This window comes from Ornithinimicrobium flavum (genome assembly GCF_004526345.1).
Taxonomy (GTDB): domain Bacteria; phylum Actinomycetota; class Actinomycetes; order Actinomycetales; family Dermatophilaceae; genus Ornithinicoccus; species Ornithinicoccus flavus.
The window spans coordinates 14,377-31,534 of record NZ_CP038213.1 but is presented as its reverse complement, the minus strand read 5'-3'; the positions used below and the strand labels follow the sequence as shown (position 1 = coordinate 31,534).

18 protein-coding genes, 1 tRNA gene and 1 pseudogene are annotated in these 17,158 nt (G+C 72.0%); 11 read left to right on the top strand and 9 right to left on the bottom strand.

Annotated features, from left to right (window positions below):
• Positions 1–20: 20 nt before the first annotated feature.
• Positions 21–935: a rhomboid family intramembrane serine protease gene (locus tag E3Z34_RS00155; RefSeq protein ID WP_134771967.1), complete on the bottom strand. Its 915-nt coding sequence runs from the start codon at positions 933–935 to the stop codon at positions 21–23.
• 22 nt (positions 936–957) lie between these two features.
• A complete protein-coding gene (locus tag E3Z34_RS00150) occupies positions 958–1,473 on the bottom strand; it encodes a peptidylprolyl isomerase (protein ID WP_134771966.1) in 516 nt (171 codons plus the stop codon).
• A gap of 136 nt (positions 1,474–1,609) precedes the next feature.
• Here E3Z34_RS00150 and E3Z34_RS00145 point away from each other — a divergent pair, with 136 nt between their 5' ends.
• The 8 genes from E3Z34_RS00145 to E3Z34_RS00110 all read left to right on the top strand — a co-directional run bounded on the left by E3Z34_RS00145 (position 1,610) and on the right by E3Z34_RS00110 (position 10,651).
• Positions 1,610–3,043, top strand: a complete 1,434-nt coding sequence (locus tag E3Z34_RS00145; protein WP_134771965.1) for a hypothetical protein — start codon at positions 1,610–1,612, stop codon at positions 3,041–3,043.
• A gap of 245 nt (positions 3,044–3,288) precedes the next feature.
• Positions 3,289–5,682 (top strand): acyltransferase family protein, encoded by a 2,394-nt coding sequence (locus E3Z34_RS18045; RefSeq protein ID WP_202976989.1) that lies wholly within the window; start codon positions 3,289–3,291, stop codon positions 5,680–5,682.
• Between the two features lie 304 nt (positions 5,683–5,986).
• Positions 5,987–7,204 (top strand): ATP-grasp domain-containing protein, encoded by a 1,218-nt coding sequence (locus E3Z34_RS00135; protein WP_134771964.1) that lies wholly within the window; start codon positions 5,987–5,989, stop codon positions 7,202–7,204.
• Entirely contained in the window at positions 7,194–7,832 is a 639-nt protein-coding gene (locus E3Z34_RS00130) for a hypothetical protein (RefSeq protein ID WP_134771963.1), read from the top strand. Before E3Z34_RS00135 ends, E3Z34_RS00130 begins: the two co-directional genes overlap by 11 nt.
• Positions 7,763–8,194, top strand: a complete 432-nt coding sequence (locus E3Z34_RS00125; protein ID WP_158288543.1) for a hypothetical protein — start codon at positions 7,763–7,765, stop codon at positions 8,192–8,194. Before E3Z34_RS00130 ends, E3Z34_RS00125 begins: the two co-directional genes overlap by 70 nt.
• Complete coding sequence (locus E3Z34_RS00120; protein ID WP_134771961.1) at positions 8,191–9,369, top strand: alpha/beta hydrolase; 1,179 nt, start codon at positions 8,191–8,193, stop codon at positions 9,367–9,369. Before E3Z34_RS00125 ends, E3Z34_RS00120 begins: the two co-directional genes overlap by 4 nt.
• 69 nt (positions 9,370–9,438) lie before the next feature.
• Positions 9,439–9,993, top strand: coding sequence for an NYN domain-containing protein (locus tag E3Z34_RS00115; protein ID WP_134771960.1), 555 nt, complete (start codon positions 9,439–9,441; stop codon positions 9,991–9,993).
• A 130-nt stretch (positions 9,994–10,123) separates the two neighbouring features.
• Positions 10,124–10,651, top strand: a complete 528-nt coding sequence (locus tag E3Z34_RS00110; protein WP_134771959.1) for a peptidase — start codon at positions 10,124–10,126, stop codon at positions 10,649–10,651.
• A 2-nt stretch (positions 10,652–10,653) separates the two neighbouring features.
• Here E3Z34_RS00110 and E3Z34_RS00105 read toward each other — a convergent pair whose 3' ends face one another.
• From E3Z34_RS00105 to E3Z34_RS00085, 5 genes and pseudogenes are all read right to left on the bottom strand, one after another.
• The gene (locus E3Z34_RS00105; protein WP_134771958.1) at positions 10,654–10,878 is read right to left on the bottom strand and encodes a helix-turn-helix domain-containing protein; all 225 of its coding nucleotides are present in this window, start codon (positions 10,876–10,878) and stop codon (positions 10,654–10,656) included.
• Positions 10,878–11,474 carry a DUF2975 domain-containing protein gene (locus tag E3Z34_RS00100; protein WP_134771957.1) on the bottom strand — a complete coding sequence of 199 codons (597 nt, stop codon included), beginning with the start codon at positions 11,472–11,474 and terminating at the stop codon, positions 10,878–10,880. Before E3Z34_RS00100 ends, E3Z34_RS00105 begins: the two co-directional genes overlap by 1 nt.
• A gap of 134 nt (positions 11,475–11,608) precedes the next feature.
• Positions 11,609–11,974, bottom strand: coding sequence for an arsenate reductase family protein (locus E3Z34_RS00095; protein ID WP_134771956.1), 366 nt, complete (start codon positions 11,972–11,974; stop codon positions 11,609–11,611).
• Between the two features lie 202 nt (positions 11,975–12,176).
• Positions 12,177–12,461, bottom strand: coding sequence for a ribosomal protein L7/L12 (locus E3Z34_RS00090; RefSeq protein WP_158288542.1), 285 nt, complete (start codon positions 12,459–12,461; stop codon positions 12,177–12,179).
• Between the two features lie 465 nt (positions 12,462–12,926).
• Positions 12,927–13,567, bottom strand: a pseudogene (locus tag E3Z34_RS00085) (SDR family NAD(P)-dependent oxidoreductase).
• A 206-nt stretch (positions 13,568–13,773) separates the two neighbouring features.
• Here E3Z34_RS00085 and E3Z34_RS00080 point away from each other — a divergent pair.
• The 3 genes from E3Z34_RS00080 (at position 13,774) to E3Z34_RS00070 (ending at position 16,665) form a co-directional block, all read left to right on the top strand.
• Positions 13,774–14,040, top strand: coding sequence for a helix-turn-helix transcriptional regulator (locus E3Z34_RS00080; protein ID WP_134771955.1), 267 nt, complete (start codon positions 13,774–13,776; stop codon positions 14,038–14,040).
• Positions 14,037–15,350 (top strand): HipA domain-containing protein, encoded by a 1,314-nt coding sequence (locus tag E3Z34_RS00075; protein ID WP_134771954.1) that lies wholly within the window; start codon positions 14,037–14,039, stop codon positions 15,348–15,350. Before E3Z34_RS00080 ends, E3Z34_RS00075 begins: the two co-directional genes overlap by 4 nt.
• Before the next feature lie 265 nt (positions 15,351–15,615).
• On the top strand, positions 15,616–16,665 hold the full coding sequence (locus E3Z34_RS00070; protein ID WP_202976988.1) for a Fic family protein: 1,050 nt from the start codon (positions 15,616–15,618) through the stop codon (positions 16,663–16,665).
• Positions 16,666–16,802: 137 nt separating this feature from the next.
• Here the strand turns inward: E3Z34_RS00070 and E3Z34_RS00065 are convergent.
• Both E3Z34_RS00065 and E3Z34_RS18360 read right to left on the bottom strand, forming a co-directional pair.
• Positions 16,803–16,875, bottom strand: a tRNA-Ala gene (locus E3Z34_RS00065).
• A 110-nt stretch (positions 16,876–16,985) separates the two neighbouring features.
• Positions 16,986–17,117 carry a DLW-39 family protein gene (locus tag E3Z34_RS18360; protein WP_219977601.1) on the bottom strand — a complete coding sequence of 44 codons (132 nt, stop codon included), beginning with the start codon at positions 17,115–17,117 and terminating at the stop codon, positions 16,986–16,988.
• Positions 17,118–17,158 lie beyond the last annotated feature (41 nt).

Genomic DNA, 17,158 nt, shown 5'->3' with positions numbered 1-17,158 from the left:
TGGGGACAACCCCGGGGTGCTCAGAGGGAGAGCGAGAAGGCGTCCGGCCCGAGCACGGCGAGCAGCCGCCAGACCGCCAGCCCCACGAGCACGACGGCGACCCCACCCAGCGCCGGCCAGATGAGCCGGCGGCGTCGCTCGGCCTGCGCCGAGCGGCCCGTGGCGGCGAGCAGGGTGAGCAGGCCGCCGATGGCCGCCCCGGTCACCGCCCCGCCGATGTGCGCCTGCCAGGCGATGCCGCCGACGAAGAAGGGCAGGGCCAGGTTGATGCCGATCATCACCAGCAGCGCGGTCGGCACCTGCCCGCGGCGCAGCGCGATGACGACGTAGAGGAAGAGCAGGCCGAAGATCGCCCCCGAGGCGCCGACGACGCTGACGAACCAGCCGGGCCGGGGCGGGGCCAGCAGCAGCACGCCCACCGACCCGCCCACGGCGCACAGCAGGTAGGCGGTGAGGAACTTCGCCCGACCCAGCGCCTGCTCCAGCACGGGGCCGAAGGCGTAGAGGATGTACATGTTGAAGGCGATGTGCAGCAGCTGGGTCGGGGAGTGCACGAAGGCCGAGGTGAGGAACCGCCACGGCTCGGAGCCGGCCAGGACCCCGATGAAGGACAACCGCTCGGTGACGCCGGACAGCGAGACCTGCCCAAGGAAGACCGCGACGGACAGGCCGATGAGGGTCCACGTGACCAGCGGCCGGCCGTCCGCCCGGGCGGGAGCGCCATACCGGGTCCGGGGCGTCGGGGTGGAGCGCCCCGCCTCCTTGACGCAGTCGACGCACTGGATGCCCACCGCGGCCGGCCGCTGGCAGTCGGGACAGGTCGGGCGGTCGCACCGCTGGCAGCTGACGTAGCTGACGCGGTCGCGGTGCCGCGGGCACACCGGCGGACCGTCCGGCGGGGAGCCGGACGGCCCGGGTGCGGGGGCGCTGCTCACGTGCGAGGGGTGAGCGCTCGGGTCAGGAGACCGAGACGCGCTCGATGACGACCGGCTCGACCGGCTTGTCGTTGCGGCCGGTCTCCACCGCGGCGATCGCGTCGACCACGTCGCGGGAGGACTGGTCGGCGACCTGGCCGAAGATCGTGTGCTTGCCCTGCAGCCAGGTGGTGGCGTCCACCGTGATGAAGAACTGCGAGCCGTTGGTGCCCTTGCCCATCCGCTTGCCGGCGTTGGCCATGGCGAGCATGTAGGGCTGGTTGAAGTTGTGGTCGGGGCTGATCTCGTCGTCGAACTGGAAGCCGGGGCCGCCGAAGCCCTCGCCCAGCGGGCAGCCGCCCTGGATCATGAAGCCCGGGATGATCCGGTGGAAGGTGAGGCCGTCGTAGAACGGCTGGGGGTTGGTGCGGCCCGCCTCGTCCTTGTACTCCTTCTCACCCGTGGCCAGGCCGACGAAGGTGGCGACGGTCTTGGGCGCGGCGTGCTCGAAGAGCTCGACGTTGATGTCGCCGTGGTTGGTGTGCAACGTGACGTTCATGCCCTCATCCTCGCACGCGCGGGTGGATGGACCGGGCGGGGCGACCGGACCCGGGTATGCGGTCACGCGGGTCCCCCGGTGGTCCTGCGCTGGTGGGAGTGCGAGGATGGAGCCAACCCACGAAGGAGGGACAGACGTGTTCTTCAAGACCGATGCCGAGCGCGCCGCGGCCCAGGCCGCCAAGGCCCGCAAGGATGCCGGAGAGGTTGGCGCCAGCGCCGCCTCCGGCGCCCGTAACCTCGGTGCCGCGGTGCTGGCGACCCTGGCCGAGGTGACCGCCCCGCAGGACGACAAGAGCGGCAAGCGCCACGCCCGCAAGGCCAAGGCCAAGGCGCTGCGCGCCGCCACCAAGGACCGCGACACCGCCGCCAAGGCTGCGGAGAAGGCCCGTGGCCACAGCCGCAAGGCGGCGGGGCTGGGCCGCAAGGACCTCGACCGGCGTGCCGACAAGGCCGGCGGCGCGGTGGCCGCGCTCGCCGGCGTGGCCGGGGGCAAGGCCGCCGAGGCCACCCACAAGGCCTCCGCCCGGGCGGGCGAGGTGTCCCACAAGGCGTCCGCCCGCGCGAGCGAGCTGTCGCACAAGGCCGCCGAGGAGGCGCGCGCGCAGAGCGCCCACGCCGCCGAGGCGCTGCGCGAGGGCGCCGACCTGCTCCGCGAGAAGACCGGCCCGCTCGGCGAGCGCGCCGGCGAGACCGCCGGTGCCGGTGCTGCCCTGTTGGCGGCGCTCGCGGCGGCCGCCCGCGACCGGGCGACCGAGACCCGCGACCGCGCCGTCGCCGGTGTGGACCACGGCATCGACTCCGCCGTGCCGCGCGCCCAGGAGGGTGTGGCCGCGATGGCGCCCAAGGTCGACCACCTGCGCGACGTCATCAACGAGGAGCTGCTGCCGAAGATCCAGGCCATGCTCGGTGACGTGCAGGCCGGCAAGGACCGCGTCCTCACCCGCGACGAGGGGGTCGTCGCCGCGATCACCGGCTCCCCGAAGAAGCGGAAGAAGAAGGGCGGCGCCCTGATCACCCTGGGCCTGCTCGCCGCCGTCGGCGCGGGCGTGGCCTGGTGGCTGTCGCAGCAGCAGAAGGCTCCCGCGACCGACCCGTGGGCCACCCCGGCCCCGGCCGCCGACCCGTGGGCCAGCACCGCCGCGGCCGACACCACGGCCGTGGGGACCACCCCGGTCGGGACCACGCCGGTCGCGACCGAGATGGCCACCACCGACCCCGTCGTGCCCGCCACGACCGGGTCCGCGGCCACTGACGCCGGTGTCGATGCCGGTGTCACCGATGCCTCCGTCACGGACGCGCCCCTGGCCGGGGCCGCCGCGGGCACCGGCACCGCGGCCACCGACACCTCCGGCACCACGGGCACGCCCGCCGCGGCGGGCGACCCGGGTGACGTGCGGATGCTCGACTCCGAGGAGATCGACGAGCTCGGCGCCGAGGAGCCCCCGGCCATCGAGGAGCAGGGCGAGGGCGAGTCCCCCACCGAGGAGATCGAGGCCGCCCGCGAGCGCGGCGACGGTCCGATGCTCGGCTCCTCGGACCGCACCGACGAGGACGGGTCCCGGGCCTGACCCCGTGACCGGCTGACCCACGCGCCACCTGCGGGCGCCGTCCCTCCGGGGGCGGCGCCCGTCGGCGTGTCACAGGCCGGTCAGCCCCTCCCTCCGCGGTGGCACCCCCAGGCGTCGGTACCGCCGCCCCACCCAGGTCACAAGCGTCTCGGGCGACACACCGACGACCTCCCTCGACCAGCCCGGACGCCGACCTACCCTGACGTCGAGACCTCGACCTGTGGGTGAAGGAGGTGGGTCCGCCGATGTCCGTGCCCGCGCACCGTGAACACCTCCCGCTCCCGGAGGAGCCCGAGCCGCACCACCCGCCGCACCACGCCGGCGACGAGCGGGCCTTCGTGGACCCGGGGCGCACGGCATACGAGGTGAGACCGCCGGCCGCGACGCGGCACGAGGGCACGACGACCCTCCTGGAGCGCCGCCCCGCCCGTCGTCCCCGCCGGGGCGGCCGCGGACCCACCGGTGTCTCCCCGCGTCCCGGGCACATCCCCGGGCTGGACGGCCTGCGGGCCCTGGCGGTCATCGCGGTCCTGCTCTTCCACTACTGGCCGACCTCCCTGCCCGGCGGGTTCCTGGGCGTCGACGTCTTCTTCGTCGTCAGCGGCTTCCTCATCACCACCCTCCTGCTCCGCGAGGTCGACCAGCACGGCCGCGTCGACCTGCTCGGCTTCTGGCGACGCCGGGCCCGCCGGCTCCTGCCCGCCCTGCTCCTGGTCGTCGTCACCAGCGTCGCGGTCGCCCGGCTCGTCGGCGGCGACCTGCTGGTCGGCATCGGGCGGCAGACCCTCGGGGCCCTCACGTTCACCAGCAACTGGCTGGAGATCGCCGCCGGGGCCAGCTACTTCCACAGCACCTCGCCGATCCTCTTCGTCAACTTCTGGAGCCTGGCGGTCGAGGAGCAGTTCTACCTGCTCTGGCCGATCAGCCTCATCCTGGCGCTGGCGCTGACCCGCACCACCAAGCAGCGCGTGCTCGCCGTCGCCGGCATCGGTGTCGCCTCCACGCTGCTCATGGCGATCCTGTCGCTGGGCGGCGCCGACACGACCCGCGTCTACTACGGCACCGACACCCACCTCATGGGGCTGATGTTCGGGGCGGCACTCGCGCTGTCCTGGGCCGACCCCGAGCACCGGGCCGGCCTGCGGACCCGGGTATGGCGCCGCTGGCGGGCCCCCGCCGTGCTCGCCGCGCTGCTCGTCCTGGTGGCCCTCATGCGCTGGCTCGGCGACGGCTCCGCCTTCACCTTCCGGGGCGGCATCGCCCTGGCCAGCCTGGCCACGGTCGTGCTCATCGCGGGGCTGCTGGAGAGCCCGTCCGGCTGGCGGCGTCTGATGTCGCTGCGGCCGCTCGCCTGGATCGGCGAGCGCTCCTACGGCATCTACCTCTGGCACTGGCCCGTCATCGTCATCGCCGGCGCGCTCGTGCCGTACGCCCCGGGCACGACCCGCGCGGTCATGGTCGTCCTGGGCGCGCTGACGGTGACCCTCGTGCTGTCCGAGCTGTCCCTGCGCCTGGTGGAGCGGCCGGTGCGCCGGCGCGGCTTCCGCGCCAGCATCCGGGCCTTCTCGTCCTGGGTGACCACCCCCTGGGAGCACAGCCGGCTGCCCCGCCTGGTCGCCGCCGGCCTCGCCCTGATGCTTCTGGGCACCGCCGTCGCGCTCGCCACCGCCCCCGAGAAGTCGCAGACCCAGCGGCAGATCGAGCAGACCGAGGAGCGGCTCGGCCTCGGTGCCGGGTCGGGTGAGGACGGTGACGCTGGCGCGGAGAACGGGGACGGGGAAGGCGCCGACGGGGAAGGCGCCGACGGGGCGAGCGCCGGTGCCGAGGGCGCCGGTCGGCCCGCCGCCCAGCTGGGCTCGCTGCTCGGCCTGGGCGCCGCCGCCGACGGGGCCGCCGCCGACGGGGCCGCTGGAGACGAGGCTGCCGGCGAGGGTGAGGCTGCCGGGGACGGTGGCGACGCCGCTCCGGACAGCGACGGTGGTGAGACTGTCGCCGAGGGTGAGGCTGAGGCCGGCACCGAGGGTGACACGACGGATGACGAGGCCGGGGACGACGGCTCCGAGGACGCCGCCGAGGCCGACCCGCCCGCCGACGTCGAGGGCGCGGTCGAGATCAACGGCTCCACGTTCGCGCCGGACGCCGACGGCCTGCTCGTCCCGGAGAGCAGCGCCATCACAGCCTTCGGGGACTCGCTGGTCGTGACCAGCGCCGACGGACTGGCCTTCCGCTTCCCGGAGATCGGCTTCGTGGCCAAGTCCAACCGGCAGTGGGGTGACGCCCCCGCGATCCTGAGCGAGGCGCTGGCCGCGGGCCAGGTGCAGGACAACGTGGTGCTCCACCTCGGCACCAACGCCGGGGTCGACGAGCAGGGTCTGCGCGACGCGCTGGACGCGCTCGGCACCGGCCGCAACGTCGTCGTCATGGACCTCTACGTGCAGGCCTCCTTCCTCGAGCCCTCCAACGAGACGATCCGCGCGGTCGTCGCCGACTACCCCAACGCGGTCGTCGGCCAGTGGAACGCCACGATCTCCCAGCAGCCGCAGGCGCTCCAGAGCGACGGCGTCCACCCCGACCTGGACGGCATGCACGTCTACGCCGAGGTCGTCGCCCGGGCCTTCGACGAGCTCGCCCGCCGCTGACGTCACGCGCCGGCCGCTCCCGGCCGATGCACCGAAATGCACCACATGCACGCACGACAACCGTGCATCACGTGCATCACCGTGCATGGGCCTCGCCCCCGCCGACCCTCCCTGCCCGATGCACCGAAATGCACCACATGCACGCTGGACAACCGTGCATCACGTGCACAAGCGTGCATGGGCGCCGCCGGTGCCCGTCCGCACAGGGTCATCCGTAGGGATCGCGAGGGCGACCCCCTCCCGGGCGCACGTCGGGCGCGTGGTGGATAGCGGTGCGACACCTCCCTGTGGCAGGCTCGGCGGCGTGAACATCGTCTTCGTCGAGCCTCACTTCCCCAAGAACCAGCGCGAGTTCCCGCGGGCCCTGGCGGAGGCGGGGGCGAACGTCATCGGCATCGGCGAGACCCCCTGGGACTACCTGGACCAGCAGCTGCGGGACTGGATGGTCCACTACGAGCAGGTGGGGTCGGTGACCGACCTGCAGCAGATGACCGAGGCGGTGCGCAAGGTCCAGGGGATGGTGTGGGTCGACCGGCTCGAGTCCACCATCGAGGCCCACCAGCTGGTGGCCGCGCAGGTGCGCGAGGCGCTCGGCATACCGGGCACGTCGGTGCGCACGACCTGGCTGTGCCGCGACAAGCCCTCGATGAAGGAGGCGCTGCGCCAGGCCGGGGTGCCGACAGCCGCGTCGACGGGCGCCGACAGCGCGGAGGAGGTGTGGGCGTTCGCGCGGGCGGTGGGCTACCCGCTCATCCTCAAGCCGCGTGACGCCGCCGGGGCCGCCGGCACCAGCCGGGTCGACAACGACGGTGAGCTGCGCGAGGCCCTGGACCGGATGGGCGGCTACCGCTCCATCGCGGTCGAGGAGTTCATCGAGGGGCACGAGGGCTTCTACGACACCATCAGCATCGACGGGCAGATCGCGGTCGACTTCGCCTCCCACTACTACCCCGGGGTCCTCGAGGCGATGCGCACGCGGTGGATCAGCCCGCAGTTCATCGCCACCAACCGGATCGACGGTGGCGGGCTCTACGACGAGATCCGGGAGATGGGCCACCGGGTCAACGCCGCGCTCGGGATCGGGACGTCCGCCACCCACATGGAGTGGTTCCACGGGCCGAAGGGGCTGAAGTTCTCCGAGATCGGGTGCCGGCCGCCGGGCGTCGGGTGCTGGGACCTCTACTGCGCGGCCAACGACATGGACGTCTACGCCGCCTGGGCCGACGCGATCGTGCACGGCGCGCTGCGCCGTCAGCCCTCCCGCAGCCACAGCGCCGGGATCATCGCCCTGCGGCCCGACCGGGACGGCGTGATCAAAGGCTACAGCGGGCTGGAGGAGATCGAGAACCGCTACGGCCGCTGGATCATGGACGCGCACCTCCCGCACCCGGGCACGGGCACGCAGCCGATCGAGGCGGGCTTCATGGCCAACGCGTGGGTCCGGATGCGCCACCCCGACTACGACACCCTGCGCCACATGCTCGACGACGTGGGGCGCACGGTGCACGTCCATGCCGGCTGAGCCCCGCATCACCCTGCTGGGCCCGCAGCGCAACCCGCGCCTGCCCCGTGTCCGGCAGCAGCTGGGGCTCCGGGACGCGCGCTTCGCCACCGTCACCGCGGGCTGGCGCGACCGGGAGAACGACGACGCCCTGCTGTCCGAGCTGCTCGGCGGCAGGACCGTCAACCTCCAGCTGTGGAGCCGGATGCAACAGCTGTGGGAGGCCGACCCCGAGCTCGCGCACGGGGACCGCGAGCGCCGGCGCCGCCTGGCCGAGATGCAGGAGCTCTACGTCATCGGGCTGCAGCAGGCGGTCGAAGCCGCGCACCGGATCACGGCCCGCCGGCCGGTCCTCCCGGAGATCCAGCAGATGGCCCTGCACGACGTGCTCGACATCCTGCGCGACATGGACGAGCGGCACCGGCAGCGGGTCCACGAGGTGCACCTGGACTTCTACGCCCGCTACGAGCCGCAGCACCGGCCCGCGGTCCTGGAGGGCCGGGCCCGGTGGGGCAGCTCATCGCCGAGTGCGACGCCGTGGCCATCCCCGGCGGTCACGTGGGTGTGCTGCTGGGGGCGATGCACATCTTCAACCTCGCCCCGGCCCTGGCCGCCCCGCACGAGGAGGAGCAGGACGGCGAGGTGGTGACCACCGCCCGGGTCTACCGCCCGGTCCTGGCCTGGGGGGCGGGCGCGATGGCGCTGACCGAGCGGGTCGTCCTCTTCCACGACTTCAGCGTCGTGGCGCCCGGCATCTCCGAGCTGCTCATGGACGGTATGGGGCTGACGCGGGGGCTGGTGGCCTTCCCCAACGCCAAGGACCGGCTGGACCTCACCGACCTCCCGAGCACCCGGTCGCTGGTGAGTCGGTGCACCCCCAGGGTGCCCGTCCTGCTCGACGAGGGGGCCCAGGTCACGCTGACCGCCGACGGCGAGCTCCCCGGGACCGGCAAGGCCCGGGTGCTCACCGCGGACGGGCGGGCCACCAAGCTCACGGAGGTGGCCTCGTGAGCCAGCCCACCCCATACCCCATGACCCCGCGGCACAAGGGCAAGCTGGCCATCAACGAGCTGCGCGCCCGGTCGGTCACCGCGGAGGAGGTCAGCGCCTTCCTCGCCCAGCACGAGGTGCCGATCGTCGAGGGGGCCAAGTGCACCTTCCTGCACCGCGGCGAGGCCGACGGGGTCGCCGTCCGGCACCGCATCGTCAACCAGCCGCAGCACGTGCCGATGAAGCGGATCGAGGGGACGGACCTGTGGTACGTCACCATCGAGCTGCCCGCGGCAAGCCGGGTGGAGTACCAGATCGAGGTGCGTTTCGGCGCCGCGGTCGAGACCTTCAACGACCCGCTGAACCCGCACGTGGCGCACAGCCCGGTGGGGTCCTCCAGTGTCTGCCAGGCCGCAGGGTACGAGGTGCCGGAGTGGGTCTACCCGCAGGCCGACGCCCGCCCCGGCGAGCTGATCGACCTGATCCTGCCCAGCAAGGCGCTGCGGCGGACGACGCACAACCGCGTCTACCTGCCCGCGCGCTTCCGGCGCAGCAGCACCTACCCGCTGCTGGTGGTGCACGACGGCGACGACTACCTCACCTACTCGGCGATGCGGACCGTCCTGGACAACCTCATCCACGAGCTCGACATGGCCGAGACGGTCGTCGTCTTCTCCAACCCCGGCGACCGGCTGCGGGAGTACCCGAACTACGCCCCGCACGCCCGGCACCTCACCCGCGAGCTGCTGCCGCACCTGGAGGAGAGCCTGCCGCTCGTCCGGCGCCCCGACGCGCGCTGCCTCATGGGTGCGAGCTTCGGCGGGGTCGCGTCGCTGTCGACGGCGGCCCGCAGCAAGGGCACGTGGGGCAACCTCTTCCTGCAGTCGGGGTCGTTCGTCTTCACCGACATCGGCAGCGACCACGGCGGCGGGCCGGCCTTCGACCCGGTCGTGAAGTTCATGAACGCCTACCGCGCCAAGCCGAAGATGGTGGCCGAGCGGATGTTCATCACGTGCGGGGTCTACGAGCCGCTCATCGTGCCCAACCGCTCGATGGTGCCGGTCTTCGAGAGCACGGGGGCGCAGGTCCGGTATGTGGAGTCGCGCGACGGGCACTCGTGGGAGAACTGGCGCGACCGGCTCGGGGACGGCCTGTCCTGGATCTTCCCCGGCCCGCAAAAGCTGGTCTACGAATAGGCTCTGGGTGATCGCGGTCTCTCCCGCGGTCTAGCGACACGTTAAGACACGTAGAGAAAGTAGAAGCACATGAGCGGCACGTCATACCTGCTGGTCGACGGGGAGAACATCGACGCGACCCTGGGTAACTCCATCCTCGGGCGGCGCCCGCACCCCGACGAGCGACCGCGGTGGGACCGACTGCTCGGGTTCACCCAGGACGTGTGGGGCCAGCCGGCCAGGGGCCTGTTCTTCCTCAACGCGAGCTCGGGGCTGCCGATGGCGTTCGTCCAGGCGCTGCGGGCGCTGGGCTACACCCCCGTGCCGCTGTCGGGGTCCTCGGACGAGAAGGTCGTGGACATCGCGATCCAGCGCACCCTGGAGGCGCTCGGGCAGCGCGACGACGACGTGATGCTCGTCAGCCACGACGGCGACTTCCTCGAGGCGATCACGCCGCTCATGGACGGCGTGCGCCGGGTGGGGCTCATCGCCTTCGAGGAGTTCCGCAACTCCGGCTTCCACGAGCTGGTGCGGCGAGGTATGGAGTTCTTCGACCTCGAGCACGACACGAAGGCCTTCAACACGCCGCTGCCGCGCCTGCGGATCATCCCGATCGAGGAGTTCGACCCGGTCCAGTTCCTCTGAGGAGCGGCGGCCGGCGGGCCGGCGCGACCGCATCGTGACCTGCCGGTGCTTCCCTCCGGGCCGCCGGCGTGGCAGGCTGTGAACGACCAAGAGGTGACCTGCATCACACAAGGTGGCTGAGGAGGTCGGGATGTCGGATCGTGAGGTGCCGCCCGTCGAGGTGGCCCCGTGCACCAGGGGCGGCGAGCTCATGGGCTTCGTGATCTCCAACCGGTGGCCGGACGACACCCTGGAGTGGACCAACTTCCTGCTGCTCGCCGTGCGGATGGCGGCCGTGCCCGGCCTGCTGGGCGGCAGCACCGTCTTCCGCGTCATCGAGGAGCCGCCCGAGGGCGCCGAGGGTGCGGTGGGCCTGGTGCTGGCCGAGGTGCAGGTGGCCGACGCGGCGCAGATGGTGCCGGGGCGGTATGCCGAGCACCCGCCGCCCGGTCTGGCGGTGCTCCACCCGCCCGGCCTGACCCTGGCGTCGGTGCCGGAGTATGCGACGGCCTCCGGGTGCCTGCTGCTGCCCGGGCTGCCCGACCTGGGGCTGGACCACCGCGCGGCATGGGTCGAGGCCGACGCCGCGGGTCACGTCACCCGGATGACCAGCCGGGGCAACGTCGACCCAGCCGGTGACGTCGACACGGCCGCGCTGGCGCTGCTGCTGGCCGCCTGAGGTCAGCGCGGCTCGACGCTCAGCAGGTCACCGACCTGGCAGTCGAGCACGTCGCAGATAGCGGTGAGCGTGGAGAAGCGGACGGCCCTGGCGCGGTCGTTCTTGAGCACCGAGATGTTCACCGGAGTGACCCCCACGGCGTCGGCGAGCGCCGCCACGGTCATACCCCGGGCGGCCAGGAGCTCGTCGAGGTGGCAGACCACCCGGTGACCGTCCTCGACCGGCATCAGACCAGCCCGTCGACGTCGTCCTGCAGCCGGGCGCCGGCGGCGAAGGCCTGGGCCACGGCAGCCACCAGCAGGCCCGCCACCAGCCAGGCGGGGGTGACGGTGACGAGGAAGCCCGGGGCCCCCGCCTGGTCCATGATGAGCGCCCGGGCCGCGCCGTAGACGGCACCCGCGACCGGCGGCACCAGCAGGAGCAGCAGGGCGATGACCCGTAGCCGCCTGACGTTGGCCCGGGCGAAGGGGGTGCCGGCGGCCAGGTCCTGCAGGAACCGGCTGAGGAGCACGGCGCCCCAGACGGCGGCAGCGACGGTGAGGACGGGCGCCAGGAGGAGCAGGGCGAGGTGGGCGGCGCTCACCCCGCCGACGAGCACGTGGGCGTCCGCCACGCCGCTGACGACCTGGCCGGCCCCGGCCGCCCCCGGGTCGACCTCGACCGGGACGCCGGTGAGGGTGACCTGACGACGCAGCGCCCAGTCGAGCGCAACGAAGAGGGGATAGGCGGCCGCCGCGCCGACCACGAGCCAGAGCAGGACGATCGTCACCCAGCGGTCGGCCCGGTCGAAGCGGAGACGGTCGCGGTGCGGAGTGGTGGTCATGGTGGCCCCCTGGTCGAGAAACGCAGGACCGGACGGCCCTTATCGTTTGTCGATGCTATCGAAAAACGATGGGCCTGGCAAGACCCTGCCGAGTGCCTGTGCCCGACCCACCGCCGGGTCGCGCCCCGTGAGGCCTACAGCGCCGACTCCGCGAGGAACTCCGCGACCCGCTCCTTGGGCCGTCCCACGATCGCGTGCTCGCCGCGGACGAGGACCGGCCGCTGCATCAGCCTGGGGTGCTCGGCCAGCAGCGCCACCACCTGGTCGGCCGTCCGCACGTCGTCGTCGGTGAGTCCCAGCGAGGTGAAGTAGGCGTCGCGGCGCACGAGGTCGGTGACGGGGTCGTCCAGCCGGTCGACCAGCTCGAGCAGCTGGTGGTGGTCCAGCGGGTGGTCGAGGTAGCGCACCTCCTGGACGGGCACGCCCGCCCGTGCGGCCTCGTCCATCGCGGCGCGGGACGTCGAGCAACGGGGGTTGTGCAGCACGGTGACCTCAGGCATGTGGCCGAGGCTATCGCGGCACAGAGGCAGCCACCCCGCTCGCAGGCGGCGAGCAGCGCCCCGCTGAGCGGTCCCCGGGCCGTCGGCCACGCCGGGCGGGTTTCGGCGCTGGGTCATGTGCCGGACTGTCACCTGGTCGGCGTGCGAGCGCACCAGGTCCGCCGGCACAGGATCGCTGGGACGACTGACGTGGGTATACCGGTTAGGCCCGGCCGTCGCGGTAGGCGTCGACGGCGTCCTTGGCCTCCTTGAGGCCGGCCCCGGTCCGCTGCCGGTAGGCCTTGATCGCGGCGATGTGCTCCCCGTCCTCGACCAGGCGCCGGATCTCCGGGGTGATGCCCGGTTGTGTGCTCCCGCGGAGCTTGGCCAGCTCCGCGGCGTCCACCCCTGCGCGATCTGCCAGCTGGCCGACCATCTCGTCGAGGATCCGCACCTCCTGCTGCAGCGTGGTGACCCGTTGCTGCAGTTGCCTGGTCCGTCCGAACACCCGTTGATCCTCCTGCTCGACGATGCTCCCGGGCGGTCCTCGCCGCCGGCGGGGTGGCGATAAGGAGGACACTTTCCCCGGCCACCAGGAGGCTCTCATGCCCCGGTGGAGCCGATCAAACTTGACGGACAACCCCCTGCAGGACCGAACGGTTCGTGACAGCGGCGGGCCTCGCCGTCCATCGCACGTGCGAACGTAATCTGAGGTCTACGCCCCGGTCTCGTCGCAGGCCACGCGTGAAGGCACTGCGGCAGCTCGGTGGACGGTGGGTAGACAGACCACGCCCGGGCCGGAGTGGGGTCAGCGCAGGTGGCTGGCCCCGTTGAGGTCGAGCACCGCCCCCGAAGCCCACTCCACCCGCGGGTCGGCCAGCGCGAGCACGGCATCGGCCACCTCGTGGGGCCGGGCGACCCGGCCGAACGGGCTCTGCGCCCGGGTGGCCGCCCCCCGGTCCCCTGTCAGCGCCTACCCGGCCATCTCGGTCTCGATGAACCCCGGTGCTACCGAGGTCACCGCGATCCCGTACCGACCCAGACGCAGCGCCATCGACTGGCCGAAGGAGTGCAGGCCGGCCTTGCTCGCGCCGTAGGCCGGGATGTCCGGTTCGCCGCGGTAGGCGCGCGGCTCCCGACGTTGACGATCCGCCCCACGGGGACGCCGTCCGCGGGCGGCACGTCGATCATGTGGCGGGCCACCTGCCAGGTCAGGTTGGCCGGGCCGAGCAGGTTGGTCTCCAGGGTGCGCCGCCAGATCTCCACCCACTCGGGGTAGGAGGTCTCCTCCAGCGGGTGGTCGCCGCGCCGGCCTCTGCCCTCCCACGGGGCGGTGAGCATCGCCGCGTTGTTGACCAGGACGTCGACCCGGCCCAGGGCCGCGATCGCTTCGGTCGCCAGCCGCTGAACGGCGTCCGGGTTGGCGAGGCCTGCTTGGACGACGCGATGCCCGTCGCCCGGAAGAGAACGGCATACCCCGTGCGCGGCCGCCTCGCTGCCCAGGTAGTGGACGACGACCCGGTCGCCCCGCGCCGCGAAGGCGCGGGCCACCGCGGCCCCCACGCCCCGGGAGGAGCCGGTGACTAGGACGCCGCGGGAGGGATGGGAACTCATGCTCCCATCCTGGCACCCCGGCGGGGCGCGAGAGTTGCGCGACCTGGCGCACGCGTGTGGGCGATCCGCGAGGACCGCATCCCGATGCGTCACACTTGCGCGTCCAACGCGAATGTCATGGTTCGACGACAAACTAGAATGTCGTGGTACCGTGACATCCATAAATGTCACACGAACGTGACATCCAAAAGCTTAGAGGTGGTCCCATGCTCAGCACGGTGCGAGACCTGGGCGCCGCCGTGCGCCGAGCACGCCGGGTGGCTGGGCTCAGCCAGCAGGCCCTTGCGGATCGGGCGGGGGTCTCCCGCCAGTGGCTGTCCCGCCTGGAGTCGGGGAAGGGCCCGTCGGCCGAGCTGGGCAAGGCGCTCGACGTCCTAGCCGCACTCGGCCTCGCGGTCGACCTGGTCGCCGCACCCCGGCCCGAGGCCCTGGACGATGACCCGTTTGCCGGTCTCTTCGAGGACGGCTCATGACGGCATGCCTGAACGTCTACCTCGACGGCATCCTGGCCGGACAGCTGGCGCAAGCCCCCGGCGGGGCGCTGGCCTTTGCCTACGATGGGGCCTACACCGCCCGTGCCAGCCCCACACCGCTCTCGCTGTCGATGCCACTGAGCGGGTCGCGGCACTCGAACCGTGTCGTCTCGGCCTGGCTCGAGGGGCTGCTCCCGGACAACCTTGCCGTCCGGGAGGAATGGGCGCGCAGGTTCGAGGTGTCACCGCGCAACCCGTTCGCCCTGCTTCGCCACGTGGGGCGCGACGCCGCCGGGGCCGTGCAGGTGTTCCCCGTCGACGTCGAAACGCCCGATGCAGCTCAACGCACCGGGGACGTCCGCCGGCTGACCCACGACGAGCTGTCGGACCTTCTCCTGCGGCTGACGGTCCGCAACCACGGCTGGGAGGTCGGTGCCGGCTCTGGGCGATGGAGCCTGGCGGGAGCGCAGAACAAGGTGGCGCTGCACCGCCTGGACGACGGCGGGTGGGGTGTTCCCCAGGACGCGACGCCGACGACGCACATCCTCAAGCCGACCCGCGCTGACACCCGTTTCGAGGACCTGCACGTCAACGAGTTCGTCTGCCTGCGCGCCGCTGGTCTCCTGGGCCTGCGCGTCGCCCGGGTGGACCTGGTCGACGCCGGTGGGGCCAAGACGCTGGTCTCCACCCGCTACGACCGAGGCCGCGGGCAGGACGGGGTGTGGTTGCGCCTGCATCAGGAAGACCTGCTGCAGGCCATGAGCTACCCACCGACCAGGAAGTACCAGTCCGACGGCGGCCCCAGCGTCAAGAACGTCGCCTCGCTCCTGTCGACGCTGGCCCTCGCGGACCGCGATGCCGTGCGGTCGGCCTTCTTCGACGCTTTCGCCTTCAACGTCCTGGTGGGCGGGACCGACGCCCACGCGAAGAACTACTCCCTGCTCCTGCGCGGGCAGCGCGTGGCCATGGCACCCCTCTATGACGTAGCGTCCTACGCCCCGTACCTCAAGAAGGGCGAGGCGGTGCGGAGCTCGATGAAGGTGGGGCGCACCTGGCTCGTCCGCGACGTGACCGTCGAGGACTGGGTGACTGTCGGCCTCTCCCTGGGTCTGGAGGCGACCGAGGCCGTGGATCGCGTGGAGCGCCTGCGCACGGGCCTGCACGAAGCAGTCCTCGCAGCGGCTGAGGAAGCACCCGCACCCTTCGCCGAGGATGCCCGCCGTGTCGCGACCGCCGTCGCTGAGCAGGGCCACCTGCGGGCTTCGCGGCTTACACGCGCCTCCCAGGCCACCCGGAACTCGGCTGACTAGGGTTGTGAACAGGACTCTTGCTGGGAACGCCCCGATCACTGCTGCTGTGGGCGAGACATGTTCGCTTACTGCACATCACACCGACGAAGTTGCTGTGAAGTCCGTGTAGATTGACATTGTGGACATCGCCATGTTCGGAACCAAGAGAACCGGGACTCTCGTGCCGATCTCGGGTGTCCACCCACGATCCGGGGAGTGGACACACTCCGCCTTCGTTCCCTCGCCCCTGACGGAGGACCTGCCCGCCCTGAGCTCTCAGACCTGGATGCGAGTCGCCGACGCGCGCGCCGCCCTCGCGGCACTGGACAGTACGGCGCGTCAGCTGCCCAACCCCCAGCTGCTCCGGCGACCCTCGCTGCAGAGGGAGGCCCAGAGCACCTCGGCGCTAGAAGGCACGTATGAGCCTCTGCACGCGGTGCTGACCGCCGACGATGAGGGTCCGGTGAGCCTCTCGATGCGCGAGGTGCTCAACTTCGTGAGGATGGCCGACCTGGCCTTCGGCTGGGTGGGCGAAGGGCGCACCTTGTCCGTCCCCATGCTCGCCGAGCTGCAGCAAACGCTGGTCCGCGGCACCCCGGCGGAGAGCCCCTCGTCCGGGCAGATCAGGACGATCCAGGTCGTCATCGGGCAACGCCGGACGGCCGTCGTCGGGGAGCTCCCGGTCAAGGCCGCCAGGTTCGTCCCCCCTCCTCCCGGGTTGGACCTCGAGGCGAACGTGCGCGACCTGGTGCGTTGGATGACCGCGAACCACAAGGACACCATGGACCCGGTGGTCGTCTCGGCGCTCTCGCACTACCAGTTCGAGACCCTGCACCCCTTCCACGACGGCAACGGACGCATCGGCCGCCTTCTCATCGTCCTGCAGCTCCACGCCTCTGGGCTCCTCAGCGAGCCGACCCTCACGGTGTCGCCCTGGTTCGAGGCACGCCGCACCGAGTACTACGACCGCCTGCTTGCGGTGAGCTGCGCCGGCGAGTGGGACCAGTGGATCTCCTTCTTCGCCCAGGGACTCGAGGAGTCGGCCCAGACCACCCGTGGGCAGATGCTGAGGCTCGTCGACGTCCAGTCCGAGCTGAAGGAGACGATCCGCGCCTCGTCTCTCCGCGCGGACAAGGCCCACACTCTCGTCGACTACGCGGTCGCACACCCCTCCTTCACGGTGCGGCAGGTCCAACGCGACCTAGAGCTCTCCTACGGCCGAGCCAACGGCCTCGTCGGTCAGCTGGTCGACCTCGGCGTCCTCTCGTCAACGGGTCAGACCTACCGCCGCCGCTTCTTCGCCCCTGCCGTCCTCGACGTCCTTCTCAGCGCCTGACGGCGTTGCAGCCCTTTCGCGTAACCACATACCTGCAGGTCACGGCCACAATCGACGCGTTTGCAGCCGTACTTTCCTGGGGTACGGGGCACGAAAGAGGCCCCTCCCGGATGCCGGAAAGGGCCTCTGACCTGGGGTGGAGGCGAGGGGACTCGAACCCCTAACCCCCTGCTTGCAAAGCAGGTGCGCTACCAATTGCGCCACGCCCCCGAGGGGTGTTCAGTTGTGCGACCGCCCACCATACCGCGCGTCCGGTGCCTCCGAGGGCAACCACTCGAGGCGGTCGGTGGAGAAGGCGGTCGGTGGTGGAACTTGGGTGGTTACTGGCCGGGCGTCGTGGGGACGTCGTCGGTGGCCTCGGCCCAGAGCTCGCGCTCGGCCTGCTGGGCCTGCATCTTCTTCAGGGCAGCCAGGCCGGCGGCGGCTGCGGCCAGGAGAAGGAAGCGGTTCATGTCGATCAGCTCCTCGGAGCCTCGTGGTGGTCGGGGACGAC